This window comes from Haliscomenobacter sp., assembly GCF_033763495.1.
Classification (GTDB): domain Bacteria; phylum Bacteroidota; class Bacteroidia; order Chitinophagales; family Saprospiraceae; genus Haliscomenobacter.
Map to the genome: position 1 here is coordinate 1 of NZ_JANRKL010000048.1, position 13,288 is coordinate 13,288.

At 44.1% G+C, this 13,288-nt stretch carries 10 protein-coding genes; 5 read left to right on the forward strand and 5 right to left on the reverse strand.

Going from position 1 to position 13,288, the window contains the following annotated elements; all coding sequences use genetic code 11:
• Nucleotides 1-170 precede the first annotated feature (170 nt).
• On the forward strand, nucleotides 171-1,721 hold the full coding sequence (locus SFV55_RS05745) for a hypothetical protein (RefSeq protein ID WP_320028516.1): 1,551 nt from the start codon (nucleotides 171-173) through the stop codon (nucleotides 1,719-1,721).
• Between the two features lie 60 nt (nucleotides 1,722-1,781).
• Here the strand turns inward: SFV55_RS05745 and SFV55_RS05750 are convergent, their stop codons facing one another.
• A complete protein-coding gene (locus tag SFV55_RS05750) occupies nucleotides 1,782-2,897 on the reverse strand; it encodes a serine hydrolase domain-containing protein (RefSeq protein ID WP_320028517.1) in 1,116 nt (371 codons plus the stop codon).
• 12 nt (nucleotides 2,898-2,909) lie between these two features.
• Entirely contained in the window at nucleotides 2,910-3,761 is an 852-nt protein-coding gene (locus tag SFV55_RS05755; RefSeq protein ID WP_320028518.1) for an O-methyltransferase, read from the reverse strand.
• 104 nt (nucleotides 3,762-3,865) lie between these two features.
• On the opposite strand from SFV55_RS05755, the gene SFV55_RS05760 reads away from it, so the two are divergent.
• On the forward strand, nucleotides 3,866-5,527 hold the full coding sequence (locus SFV55_RS05760; protein WP_320028519.1) for a S8 family peptidase: 1,662 nt from the start codon (nucleotides 3,866-3,868) through the stop codon (nucleotides 5,525-5,527).
• Nucleotides 5,528-5,610: 83 nt separating this feature from the next.
• Here the strand turns inward: SFV55_RS05760 and SFV55_RS05765 are convergent, their stop codons facing one another.
• Entirely contained in the window at nucleotides 5,611-7,518 is a 1,908-nt protein-coding gene (locus tag SFV55_RS05765) for a DUF3857 domain-containing protein (protein ID WP_320028520.1), read from the reverse strand.
• A gap of 4 nt (nucleotides 7,519-7,522) precedes the next feature.
• Complete coding sequence (locus tag SFV55_RS05770) at nucleotides 7,523-9,499, reverse strand: DUF3857 and transglutaminase domain-containing protein (RefSeq protein ID WP_320028521.1); 1,977 nt, start codon at nucleotides 9,497-9,499, stop codon at nucleotides 7,523-7,525.
• 345 nt (nucleotides 9,500-9,844) lie between these two features.
• Here SFV55_RS05770 and SFV55_RS05775 point away from each other — a divergent pair, with 345 nt between their 5' ends.
• Both SFV55_RS05775 and SFV55_RS05780 read left to right on the forward strand, forming a co-directional pair.
• Nucleotides 9,845-10,879, forward strand: coding sequence for a sensor histidine kinase (locus SFV55_RS05775; protein ID WP_320028522.1), 1,035 nt, complete (start codon nucleotides 9,845-9,847; stop codon nucleotides 10,877-10,879).
• Nucleotides 10,876-11,631: a LytTR family DNA-binding domain-containing protein gene (locus SFV55_RS05780; RefSeq protein ID WP_320028523.1), complete on the forward strand. Its 756-nt coding sequence runs from the start codon at nucleotides 10,876-10,878 to the stop codon at nucleotides 11,629-11,631. The genes SFV55_RS05775 and SFV55_RS05780 overlap by 4 nt, the downstream gene beginning before the upstream one ends.
• Before the next feature lie 7 nt (nucleotides 11,632-11,638).
• Here the strand turns inward: SFV55_RS05780 and kdsB are convergent, their stop codons facing one another.
• A complete protein-coding gene (kdsB, locus tag SFV55_RS05785; RefSeq protein WP_320028524.1) occupies nucleotides 11,639-12,373 on the reverse strand; it encodes a 3-deoxy-manno-octulosonate cytidylyltransferase in 735 nt (244 codons plus the stop codon).
• Between the two features lie 66 nt (nucleotides 12,374-12,439).
• Here kdsB and SFV55_RS05790 point away from each other — a divergent pair, with 66 nt between their 5' ends.
• Nucleotides 12,440-13,288 carry a LysM peptidoglycan-binding domain-containing protein gene (locus SFV55_RS05790; RefSeq protein WP_320028525.1) on the forward strand — a complete coding sequence of 283 codons (849 nt, stop codon included), beginning with the start codon at nucleotides 12,440-12,442 and terminating at the stop codon, nucleotides 13,286-13,288.

Genomic DNA, 13,288 nt, shown 5'->3' on the forward strand with positions numbered 1-13,288 from the left:
GTAAATCCTGTTGCTACTCATTGGTGCGGATTTTGTATGTTTGCTGTCTTCAAAGATATTTTGTTGGTTAAGCGGCTTAAAATCAAAATCAAAAATTAGTACAAGTCGGTAAACAACATTATGTTCCAAAAGTTGTTGACAATTAGTCGATTAATAAAATCGAATCTACAATGCCTAAACAAAAAACAGATGACCTTGTGGCGTTGATCCGCTCCCTTACGCGGGCCGAAAAAAGGCATTTTCGCTTGTTTGTGAAACGCAATCAGTCTTCAGAAGACATTCTGTTTCTGCAACTTTTTGATTTTTTGGAAAAACGTGGCGAGTATGAAGAGGACGTCATTTTGAAAAAAATTCCCGAAGTAAAAAAGAGCCAACTCTCCAATCTCAAAGCGCATTTATACAAACAATTGCTGACCAGTTTACGGCTGTTAAGCACCAAAAACGCCAATGACATTCAAATCCGGGAAATGGTCGATTATGCCCGGGTGCTTTACAATAAGGGCTTGTATCGGCAGTCTCTGGACATGTTGGAAAAGGCCAAACTCAGGGCCAAAACAGGCAATTACCATGCACTTGCGCTGGAAATTCTGGAATTTGAAAAACACATCGAAGGTCAATACATCACCCGGAGCATCGAAGGCCGGGCTGATTCCTTAGCTGCCGAAACTTTGGACTTAACCCGCATCATTGAACAAACCCATGCTTTTTCTAACCTGGCCCTACAGTTGTACGGTTTGTACTTAAAGGTCGGTTACGTCCGAAACGAGAAGGACGCTCAAGACGTTAAGCAGTTTTTTTATTCCAAATTGCCAAATGCGGATTATAAAAGCCTGGATTTTATGGGCAAGGTGTACTACAACCAGGCCCACATGTGGTACCATCACATGAACCAGGAATTTACTTCTTGTTACCGATATGCTCAACGTTGGGTTGACTTGTACAAGGAGGAGCCTGAGATGCTGGAGTTGCATACCCCCCTTTACCTCAAGGGCCTGCACAACCTGTTGAGTACTTTGTACAACATGTTGCATTACAATCGTTATGCCGAAGTTTTTGAGGATTTGATCCATTTTCCCGAGCGCTTCGATATGGCCGATGACAACAACATCGAAGGCCTTTACTATTTGTTCAAATACATCCACGCCATTCAGAAACACTTTATCGAAGGGACCTTTACGGAAGGTATCGCCTTGATTCCCGAGTTGATGGAGATCATTGAAAGTGATCGCTACAACTGGGATCACCACCGCATTCTGGTGTTTTATTACCGCATTGCCTGCCTGTATTTTGGCAGTGGCGACAACGACAACGCCATTACCTACCTCAACCTGATCATCAATCAAAAGAACCCGGATTACCGCGCCGACATCCAGGTTTTTTCACGCATCCTCAATCTGATTGCCCATTTTGAAATGGGCAATGCCCAACTGGTGGAGTACCAGGTGAAATCGGTTTACCGCTTTTTGTCCAAAATGGAAGACATCGGGGCGGTGCATCGGGAAGTATTCCGCTTTTTGCGGCGCATTCCGCGCATGCGTGAGCAGGAATTGCGCAACGAGTTCATTTCCTTGCGCGATAAATTGATCAAACTGGAAAACGATCCTTTTGAACGTAGACCTTTTATGTACCTCGATATCATCTCTTGGTTGGAGAGTAAGATCGAGGACAAGGATGTGCAGGATGTGATTCGGGAGAAGTTTGTGGGGCGGAGGCAAAGATAGATGGTGGAATTAGTAGCTTCAATTGCTAAAAAACATAACAAGTCTGAATTAATGTATCTCCTACCTTTCGGATTTACTTAACACAGAAATTATTTTATCGAAAAACAGATTAGTGGAATTATCTAAAATGACCATACAGGTTTTGAGTTTGGTATTTCTTACGATAAATGTTCTTGCACCTAGCCAGCTACCATTGTGCCACATCCCGAAGGGGGTAATCATCCACCCAAAGCCATAGTTAGCAGTTTTTCCATTTTTTAGGGCAGGTGCTAAAAATGCCTCTTTAAGGTTTTCGGGACTGATTAGTGGGTTAGCGTACCAGAAACCATCCCAAATTTCCATGTCTGCTACACTGCTATATACTGCACCATCGCCAGCTACGCCATCTATGAAACTAGGTTTCAATTCAATAGCTTTATTTCGCCCTATTTCAAAATCCTCTGTCTTATTCTTAAAGCCTGAATCCCGGGATTGCAAATTCCAAACCCGGGTGTTGAGCATTCCCATGGGCTCGAAAATTTCCTTTTGCATGTAATCTTCAAATGTTAAACCTGTAACAAGTTCAATTATTCGAGCTAGAATAATGTAGTTAGTGTTGGAGTACTCGAATCTGCTATTCGGCTCACTAATTGCAGGTTTATTTTCTTTAATTACTAGGTCTATGGCAATTTGGTTACTTAATACAGGGATCGTTTTTTTATTTTTGTAAGCAAGTTTTATGTATACATCCGAGATGCCAGAGGTTTGATTGAGCAAATGGCGAATACTAACACCATGATAAGGGAAATTTGGAATGTATTTCGATACAAGTTCATCATATGCCAGCATTCCCCTCTCTTTAAGCAACATTATTCCAGCAGCGGTGAATTGTTTGGATACTGATGCCAATTGGAAAGAGGAATGCTCGTTTAGGGGAACTTCCAGCTTGTGATCCGCATAGCCGTAAGCTTTGCAAAGTAAGGCATTACCATCCTTAGTCATTAAGACCGCGCCGTTGAATTTTTTTTCTCGTTGCAACGCTTCAAACCAACTATCAATTAATCGAATTCGGTCTTCTCTTTCAAGCTGAGAATCTAATTTTAGTTTTGGTACTTTTAAGTAAAAGCCGAAAAAACAGATATAAAAAATGGTGATAAATACAATGATTATGAGTAGAATGAATAGAAATATTTTCATTTTTTGCCACTTTTAATTATTTCTCTTCCTCCCAAACAGCCCCAACCTCCAAAACTTCCACTTCCACCTCACCAAACTCAAATGCTGCTCCTCCCGAATGGCATCATCAAAAAACAAGACCCCGAGTTGCAACAAATCAATGGACAACTTCACTTGGGGATGCCGCCTCACCTTCTCCCAGCACTGCTCCATCTCCTTCGACCAATGGATGTCTGCCATTACAATTATCGATTTGGCATGGATTTTGGGTAAAGCCCACTCGAAGTATTGCTCAGCCCTCCCTGCACGGTGATCCCCATCGATGAACAAAAAATCCAATTGGGCTATTTCATTGAGGACTTCGGGGAAGGTATTTTGAAAATCCCCCAAAAGGAGGGAAATATTCGAAAATTCGAGTCTTTGGAAGTTCATTTGGGCTACTTCTGCAATATCCGGGCAACCTTCCAACGTTGTGACCTGTCCATTAGGTGCCGCAGCGGCAAGGTACATGGTGGATATGCCCAAAGAGCTACCTAGTTCAACGATCCGTTTGGGCTTGTAATGAGCCACCAGACGGAACAGTTGTTGCCCAGTTGTTTCTGATACGGCACTGTAGCGCAAAATGTTGCGCACACTGCGTACTTTGGAGCGGTTGGCTTTGGAACCAGCGCCCAGATCGACAATTTCTATCGGGTAGTTGTTGCGATTGAGGCGGGCACGCATGCGCTCAATGAAAGGAAAAGCGTAAAAAACGCGCTCATCTTCCACAATATATTCCACAAAGTCGGCAACAAAAGGCGAATGAACATCGTATTTAGTAGCGGCTTGGAAGTAAAAGCGCAAGCAACGAAAGCAGAACCGCAGGTAAAAGAGGAATAACATCATGCAAATTCAGTTCAATGCGAAAGATATAATTTGCTTTGGTCTTTGAATACCTTGCGGATGGTCTATTTTTGTTTTTATTCTATTTTGATCAAATAAACCTTGAAATGAAGCGCAAATTTTGCACAATTGTAGCATTCCTGATTGGAATGATGGCTAGCAACTTGATGGCTCAAGCGCCACAAAACTGGTTCCACTTGGATCCCTCAAAAGACGGTGTGCCCGGTTTGGCCACCGAATCAATCTACAAACGTTTGCCCAAAAACAAAAAAGGCAAGCCAGTGATTGTAGCCGTACTTGACTCAGGTGTAGACTACAAGCACGAGGATTTGAAGGACGTGATGTGGGTAAATGAAGACGAAATCCCCAACAATGGCATCGATGACGATAAAAATGGCTATATCGACGACATCCATGGCTGGAGTTTCCTGGGCAATGCCAAAGGAGAAAACGTGGTACACGACAACCTCGAAGTAACCCGTCTTTACGCCACCCTGAAAAAGAAATTCGAAGGGAAAGACCCGGCCACTTTGAGCAAAACGGATAAAGCAGAATACGCCAAATACGAAGAATACAAAGCGGTGGTAGAAAAAGGTCGGCAAGGTGCGGAAGGCAACCTCAAGCAGCTTACCATGGTCAAAGATATGTATGACCAGTTGGTAAAAGGTTTGGGAACCGATAATCCATCCTTAAACGACCTGAAGAAGTTCAAAACTACCGACCAACGCCTGAATGGCATCAAAGGTATTTTTATCCAAGGTATTGAAGCTGGTGAAACTTTCAAAAGTATGGCTGGCCAAATCCTGGAGACCTACGATCACTACTACAGCCAGTTGAATTACAACTACAACCCGGATTACGATCCTCGCAAGATTGTAGGCGACAATTATGCCGACCTCAACGAGCGTTTTTATGGAAACAACGATGTCAAGGGCCCCGATTCCAAGCACGGGACTCACGTAGCAGGGATCATTGGCGCCAAACGTGGAAATAACATCGGCATGGACGGTGTAGCTGACAACGTCCGCATCATGTCGGTTCGTACAGTACCTGATGGTGACGAGCGCGACAAAGACGTAGCCAATGCCATCAGGTATGCTGTAGACAATGGTGCCACTGTGATCAACATGAGCTTTGGCAAGGGCTATTCTCCCAACAAGCCAGCAGTTGACGCAGCAGTTAAATACGCGATGGAAAAAGACGTACTGCTCATCCACGCAGCGGGTAATGATGGTAAGAACCTGGATTTGACCAACAATTACCCGAATGACCATTTTGAGAAAAAAGGCAAACCTGGCAAAAAATCCGCAACCAACTGGGTTGAGGTAGGTGCCTTGAATGCGGACATGGGGGAAAACATGGCGGCAGAGTTTTCCAACTACAACCCCGAATATGTAGATGTATTTGCACCTGGTGCAGAAATTTATGCTACTACTCCCGAAAATACCTACGAAAACCTACAGGGCACCAGTATGGCAGCTCCGATGGTAGCAGGGGTTGCGGCGATCCTTCGCTCTTATTTCCCAGACCTCACCGCGGATCAGGTGAAAGAGGTGTTGATCGCATCTTCGGTCAAACAAAACCGCAAGGTGATCAAGCCAGGCACCGAGGATGAAAAGGTAGATTTCAGCACCCTCAGCAAAAGTGGCGGCATCGTCAACGTTGAAAAAGCCGTAGAATTGGCCACCAAAACAGTGGGCAAAAAGAAAGGTGTTCAGCGCGTTTTGGGAGCAGGAGATTTGGCTCCAGCAGCGAAGGCGATTCCATAGTGGAGTGATGAATGATGAGTGATGAATTGCTTCCGCAGCGACATTAATCAATGTTGCGGAAGCAATTCATCACTCATCATTCATCACTTATCGCTAATGAGCACCATCTTCGTCCCATCCCACTTCGCTACCTCCCGGTAAAAATTGCTAAAGGCAGAATATTCAGTAGCAGGGAGGTCAACTGCTTCGATTTGTAAGCGGCGTTTGACCAGAATTTTTTCACCGACCTGCTGCACCTTCACTTCATATTGACCGAAAGGACTTTCCAGTTTTTTGTCTGAAAAAGGCAAACTTTCTACTTTGTAACCTGCTGGTAGCGCAAAACTCAGCTCTGATTCCTGCACATATGCTTTGCGATTGACCACTCTTTGCAGCCGATTTTCGGATTTAGCGGGTGCTTTGGTCAATGGGTTAAGCGGGTTGAAGGGGATGAACCACCTTTTACCCGAACGGCTACCCATTCGGCTGAGCGCAGCTTTGAAAGAAAGGGAAGCCTCCGCGCGGTCTTTTTGAAAATTGACCTGTAGGCTGTCCAGTGATTCGACGGCCAAATGGAGGTTTTCTTCCAACCATTCCTTGCGCTCTTTGGCCGCCAAACTTTCCTTTATGGAACGATATAGCTCGTGGTTGGCACCATAAAAATCAGCCTTGGCACTATTTTCAACTTTTCCCTCTGAGTCAATCCGAAATTCCGCCTGCCAATACTCCCGGTTGTCCTTACTGCCCAAAACGGGGGTACGCAGCAATTGACCACCTTCTTCATTGAGCAACAATACCTGACGGTCAGCGTTGCTCTCGCCCAAATAGTTGATGGGATAATTTGTCGAGGTGCATTCCAGCCAGATTTTTTCGGCAGGAACGTACAACACTACATGGTTGAATCCGGGATCGTTGACAAAGTTGTCGTCGAACACCCGGGGAGCATCATCCGTATTTTGGATGGCAACCGGGTAAGCTCGAATGTTTGCATAATTCAACAGTGCTTTCATGAAGTTGGTCAAGGCCTTGCAATCGCCATATTTGTTGCGGTGGACGTATTCTGCCGTAAAGGGCTGCCAGCCACCAATTCCCAATTGTACACTCACGTAGCGCGTTTTGCCTTGCATGTAGCGGTACAAACGTTCGATTTTTTCAACGTTGTTTTTTGCCCCTTGTAAAACCGTATTCAATTCACTTTTTAATTCTCCAGGTAGTTCATCCCGACCTCGATACAGGGAAGCCATAAAGCGCCCAAATTCTTTCCAATTGCTCATGCTGCCCGCATAACCTGCAATCTGGAAGCTGTTGATGGCCAATTGTACCTGAGGCAACACCTGCTCGTAATGTGGAGAATACGGTTCTTCCTTAACTGCTTTCAAATGTCGGACTTTCCATACATACTGCTGGTAACCATCTTTGAGGGTACTTACCTCGGGTTTGAGCTGGATGTTTACGCTGCGGTGATGCAACTGAGTGTTTAACGGCACTTCCACACTCAATTCGCCTAATTCCATGGCAGTGCCATAGCGTTGAATGTCCCAGTCTGGTAACAGCGCGAGGGCAATTCCTTTTAATTTTTGTTCGTATTCCCACTCTACCGTAAAAGGAAAATCCGTATGATTGAGGCTCAATACCTTGACCCGGCTGTCCTGATAAATGGAAAACCCATCAACCGCTGCGTAATCTTCAAATTCTTCTTTTTTTATTTTGCGCAACAGAAGCCCATTTTTATCGTACAAATTGGCCCTGAGTTCTGAAATGGGTGTTTCAGGGTCATAGCCAATGTAGATGGTGTTGGCGGTACTGTTGTTGTTCAGAACGGTTACCACTTTGCGGTAGGAATAGCTCCCTTCGGTGGTTGAATTGAGCCGGATTTTGATCCTTTCCACCCGTACAATCTCCTTGGCGTTGGGAAGTAGGGAGTCGATGGGTTTGGGGGCCAAATCGATTTGGGCATGCAACAAGGGCGGCCAAAGGAGCAGCAGCAAAAGGCTTATGGTTTGGAATTTCATGGGATTAATTTTTTTTGAGCACCAGTTGTTCTTGCTGCTTTTCAATGATCAGATCAAAGAATTTTTTGATGACAGAATATTCTTCAGCCTCGAAATGCACCTGGTTGATTTGAATGGTACTGTTGATTTGGAATGTGCGGGAGGTTCCGGCCAATTTGCTGACCAAAAAGGTGAATTTTCCACCATTTTGGGGCAAGGTTAAGCTGACTTGTTCTGGCATTTGTTCCACCACATAGCCTTCTGGGATAGTCAGGTTGAGTACATAGCGGTGGGACAAAGGGTAGGGGATGTCGACCGGGTATTCCCGGATTGTTTGTTTAAAAGGATTTTCATCAAACGCTGGATGTAAAACCGGATTGATGTAAATAAAATCGCCGTTGACTGTACCGCCTTCCGGGATTTGGACTTTGGCATTGTAGGACAGGGTTTTGTAAATGTCATCCAGGTTTTTGATGGTCACCGAATCATATTCTATATTGGTCAGTGTGGCCGACACATCCTCGTCTTCATTCTCCTCGGGGGCTTCATTGCTGCTTTGTGGATCGTCTTTTTTGGTCAATTCCTCCCGCACTTCTAGCGCTGCGTAACCGTCGTAGGCAGAAACAATTTTTCCTACCGCTTTACCTTCTTCGTTTAAGGTGATGTTGAACATCCGGGTTGAACTGGAACGCCCAGGAACAATGTCCAACCATTCTGGTTTTTCAGCGTCGACAATCCAGCCTTTTTTGTTGAGTGCTCTTACTGCGGGCAGGCCCATTGGACGTTGACGGTTGGTAGCATCCAACAACTGGATTTTATCATTGTGTTTGAGGTAAGCCAACACATAATTGAATTGGCTACGAATGGGGTACAATTCAATCGGCTGACCATGCTCGCGGGTGCTGACCAAGAGGGGTTTTGCATCAAAACCAAATGCTTTAAGCAGTGCAATGAGCATCAGGTTCACCCCGGCAGCATCCCCTTTTTTGAGTTCAAAAACTTTATTCAAAGGTTCAGTTTGGTAAATGCCGTTGGTTCCATCCCATTTGATGTTGTCCATCACAAAGTGGTAAATGGTTTTGAGTTTTTCTTCGGGCGTTTTGGCGTTTGCTACCAAAGGAGCAACTTTGTCGTAGGCGTCGTCGAAATTGGCTTTGCGATCGATCCTTTTGCCAAAACTTTCATCTTCCAGGAGCTGTTTGGCTACGGTTGGCCAATCACTCAGGTAGGGTTGCCTGATTCCATTCTGCACCGTACCACTGATTTGGAAAATGACATGAGCGGTATAATCGGTCATGGTGGTGATATAGGCTTCCTCTTTTAATGCTGGTGCATCATTGACGGCAAGGATGTATTTGCGGTTCCGAATACCAATTCCACTTTCTAGCGATTGCTCGTTGCGATCGAGTTCACGCCCCCGGGAAATGATCACGAATTCCAAAAATTCAGGGATGTTCAGCACATATTCGCTCAATTTTACCGGGATATCAGTTTGAAAATACCAGGTAGGTATCCGCGACCAGTCCTTGGTTTGCAGGACGTAGGAGTACTCGATGACACTGCCTACCTGAATTTCCGGGAAAGTAAATTTTTTGGTGGTATAACCTTCGGCGGTTTTTTCTTCAAAGAAATCTTTTTTTTCAATGCTGCGCTTGCTGCCATCTGGATTAAAAATTTGGGCTTTGAGCTGAATGATATCCTGATAACGATCTTTGTTGTAATAAGGGATTTCGATGTCGCCTTCACTAAACCCATTGCGTTTCAAAATTTTGATGCGGCGGTGCACATTCAATTCGGTCAACTGATCGGGAGCTCGTAAGTCGTAGCTGAAATAACCAATATCGGCCAGTACCAATGCCGCAGCAGATGTATCCAGGGCGTAAGTGGTCATTTTTAACTCTTCATCCGGAATTTTTCCCCATTTGATGGAGGTTTCTTGTGCTGGTAGGTTCAAGTACATTACAGTGGCTGTTAAAGCCAGCAATGAGATTTTTAAGTTCATGGCGATAAATAATTTATATATGTTTATTAAAAACTACTCTAAATGCAAAGCTCTTTTTCAGACTGTAATTCTACACGAAAGTAACGTGTTGTAGAGTGAATTATTTTAATTGAAACAAGATTTTACCGTTATTTAAAAATGCTTGATTTTCCGCCAATAAACAAACTGGAAACAACTTGATTGCTTAAAAAAGTAACCCGAAGCATCTATTAGTTTGCCAAAATGGTCAAGTGATCTTCCCTTTTTGCAGAGTAGACAAGTGTTTTACAAGGGCTGAGGCATTTTTACACCACGATTAGTTGTAAATTTGGGAAGTATTTTGATGAATATGGAAACGCAAAACTGATGCAAAACTTCATACAAAAGCAGCGGGTTTTTTTGATCCATTTCTGCTTCTGGTGCTTTTATTTTTTCACCTTTTGTTACCAATTGAGGGATTATAAACATGTCCATGAGACCTGGTTCGACATCATCAACAACGCGCTTTTACAAATAGCCTTTTTGATGTCAGTGGCCTACGCCAACTATTTTTTATTTTTACCCCGTTTTTTCAAGCACAAAAAATGGTGGAAATTTGCCCTTGAATTATTGCTGACCGTTGTGGTAGCCACCTGGATTTTTTTGATTCTTAAACGTTATCTTATAGATGGTTATACACATAAAATTGATTTTCCTTATTCCAATCGATTTGCCACCACTTCATCAATGTCTGCCCTTTTTATTGCATCTTTCATTGCCATGCTCAAGTTTTTAGAGGACTGGTTTCAACTGGAGGCAAGTAAAAAAGAGATGGAAAATGAAAAACTCAGCGCAGAATTACGCTTCCTCAAAGCCCAGATCAACCCGCACTTTTTGTTCAATACCCTCAATAATCTGTACTACCTGGCTTATACCCAATCACCCAACACCACTGAGGTTATTGCGAAGCTGTCCCAAATGATGCGCTACATGATTTACGATTCCAATCACCAGCGGGTGCCAATGAACAAGGAGCTGGAATACATGCAAAACTACATCAGTCTGGAGAATCTGCGGCTCAATGACCAAATTCCCATCAAATTCGAGGTAGAAGGGAACCCCGAGCAGGTTTTGATTACTCCACTGATTTTGATTACTTTTCTGGAAAATGCTTTTAAACACGGAGTGGGGAACAATAATCCCAATGCCTGGGTGAACATCAACCTCAGAATTGACCAAAATTCTTGTACCTATATTGTCGAAAACAGCAAATTACCCGCTCAAACCGCTGGCGAAAAATCTGGCATTGGCCTGCAAAACGTTCGCCGCCGACTGGAGTTGAGTTACCCCGCCCAATATGAACTGATCGAGGAAGATCGTAAAGACAGTTATTTTGTACAACTTAAACTGGATTTGTCATGAACAATATGCTGAATTGCTTGATCGTAGATGATGAACCACTGGCACGCAAACTCCTCAGTGACTATGTTCAAAAAGTACCCTACCTCAAGCTTTTGCGCACTTGTTCAGGCCCGATGGAAGCTTTGGAATTTTTGCGGGACAACCCAGTTGATTTGTTGTTTTTGGACATTCAAATGCCTGAAATCACTGGGCTAACCTTATTAAAAATCCTGCAAAAAAAGCCTTGGGTGATCCTCACCACAGCTTATTCTGAATACGCACTCGAAAGTTACGACCTGGATGTAGTAGATTATTTGTTAAAACCCATCACCCTGGAACGCTTTTTGAAGGCCATGGAAAAAATTAATCAGAGAATGCAAGGCATTGCCAATCAACAATTGCCCTCTGAACAAGTACCTGCACCAGCCGCTGTGGTTGAACCAGGACCTGCCTATATTTTCGTCAAAGACGGTACCAAACTGGTAAAGGTCAAGATAAGTGAAATCATGTATGTGGAAGGGATGAAAGACTACGTGGCCATCCACACCCCTCAGCAGCGCATTGTCACCCTGCAAAGATTGAAAGCCATGGAGGAACAATTGCCTGAAAACCAGTTTATCCGCATCCACAATTCTTACATCGTAGCCCTGGAGTGGCTGGATTCCATCCATAAAGAAAAAGTCAAAGTTGGCAATGCGCTGTTGCCGATTAGTGATTCCTACCGCAAATCGTTCAAGGACTTTATCGAAAAGAACCACATCAAGATGGATTAATGACTTTTTAAAGTAAATTTTTTGCTTTCTCCAAATCTTCAGGTGTATCTACTCCCACGATAGCCTGATTGGTCAATTCAACATAAATGGACTTTCCATGGTACAACCAACGCAGTTGCTCTAATGCTTCTAATTGCTCCAGTTCAGCCATAGGAAGTGGGGCAATTTCCAATAAAGTGGAGCGCAAATAACCATACAGCCCGATGTGCCGATAGTGGATTCCTTGGGCCAGCCATTCTTCCTTAGGTAAATTGCGTAGGTAGGGAATGGTACTGCGACTAAAATAAAGTGCCAGCTTTTGTGCATTGTATACCACCTTGACCACATTCGGATTGAACAATTCGGTCTCATCCTTAATGGGCATTGCGAGGGTTGCAATTTCGGCCAGCCCTCGCCGCAGTGGATTGGCTACTTTTTCAATTTGTTCATAATCTAAAAAGGGCTCATCCCCCTGAACGTTGAGTACTACCTCATAATCGGGAAAAGAAAGGGCCACTTCAGCACAACGGTCGGTGCCACTTTGGTGGGTTTCACTGGTCATGTGTACTTTTCCTCCAAAATCCAGGACATGATCAAAAATCCGCTGGTCATCAGTGGCCACCACCACTTCATCCAGGGCGGGCGCAGCCATTACCCTTTCATACACGCGCTGGATGAGTGACTTGCCGTTGAGATCTGCCAGGGGTTTTCCCGGGAAGCGGGTTGACGCATATCGAGCCGGGATAATACCAAGAGTTTTCATACCTTTGCAAGGGTTTAAAAGCCTGTAAAAATGGTGAATTATTAAACTCCAAACATACTGAAAACTATGTGGAAAATCTTATTGCTCTTGTTGCCTGGCTACGTTTTTGCAACTGGAGACAGTTCGCATTACTTGACTCCCAAAGATACCATCATATTGAGTATCAGCGCCAGTGAAGAAAAAATATTTGAGCACAAGATTGTAAAAGGGCAAACAATCTTTTCGCTGGCCAAGTTTTACGGGCTAAAGATGGATGAATTACGTCACCTCAATCCCAGCCTGAATTTTGACGTTGTAAGCCCCAATCAAAGCATCAAAGTAGTGATTCCCAACCGTGCCATTATCCGATACCGGGAACCAAAGTTTAATCCCCGAATTTATACCCCGGTTTATTATCGGGTAAAAAAGGGGGACAATCTTTTCAGGCTCAGCAAAGTTTATTTCCGCATGCCAGAAGACACCATCAAAGCCAGAGCAAAACTAAAACAAGGCAGTTTGCAGCCCGGCCAATTGATCCACATAGGTTGGATGAGCCCCCAGGCAATTCCAGCGGAATGGCATACCAGGCCAGCGCTGTCGCCCTCCTTAAAAAAAGCAGTGGACCTCAAAAAGATATTTGATGCCTACTCCGAGAACAAAAAGAAAGTAGCTACGGCCCAGCAAGGTATAGCGGTATGGCAAAAAGAAGCACCCGCTGCCCGGAATTATTATGCTCTACATGACAAAGCTGCAAAAGGCTCGGTCATTGAGTTGCACAACCCCGTGACCAAAAGAACCGTTTATGCTGAAGTGCTGGGTAAAATTCCCGCTACGGCCTATTCAACCAATGTTGTGGCGATCCTTTCTCCGAATACTGCAAAACTTTTGGGGGCGAAGGATGCCAACTTTTTTGTAAAAATCAAATACTATAAATAA

Bases quoted from the DNA above. Each gene is read 5' to 3' on its own strand.
- SFV55_RS05790 (WP_320028525.1), top strand. From the start codon at position 12,440: ATGTGGAAAATCTTATTGCTCTTGTTGCCTGGCTACGTTTTTGCAACT.
- SFV55_RS05780 (WP_320028523.1), top strand. From the start codon at position 10,876: ATGAACAATATGCTGAATTGCTTGATCGTAGATGATGAACCACTGGCA.
- SFV55_RS05760 (WP_320028519.1), top strand. From the start codon at position 3,866: ATGAAGCGCAAATTTTGCACAATTGTAGCATTCCTGATTGGAATGATG.
- kdsB (WP_320028524.1), bottom strand. From the start codon at position 12,373: ATGAAAACTCTTGGTATTATCCCGGCTCGATATGCGTCAACCCGCTTC.
- SFV55_RS05775 (WP_320028522.1), top strand. From the start codon at position 9,845: ATGCAAAACTTCATACAAAAGCAGCGGGTTTTTTTGATCCATTTCTGC.
- SFV55_RS05770 (WP_320028521.1), bottom strand. From the start codon at position 9,499: ATGAACTTAAAAATCTCATTGCTGGCTTTAACAGCCACTGTAATGTAC.
- SFV55_RS05755 (WP_320028518.1), bottom strand. From the start codon at position 3,761: ATGATGTTATTCCTCTTTTACCTGCGGTTCTGCTTTCGTTGCTTGCGC.
- SFV55_RS05765 (WP_320028520.1), bottom strand. From the start codon at position 7,518: ATGAAATTCCAAACCATAAGCCTTTTGCTGCTGCTCCTTTGGCCGCCC.
- SFV55_RS05750 (WP_320028517.1), bottom strand. From the start codon at position 2,897: ATGAAAATATTTCTATTCATTCTACTCATAATCATTGTATTTATCACC.
- SFV55_RS05745 (WP_320028516.1), top strand. From the start codon at position 171: ATGCCTAAACAAAAAACAGATGACCTTGTGGCGTTGATCCGCTCCCTT.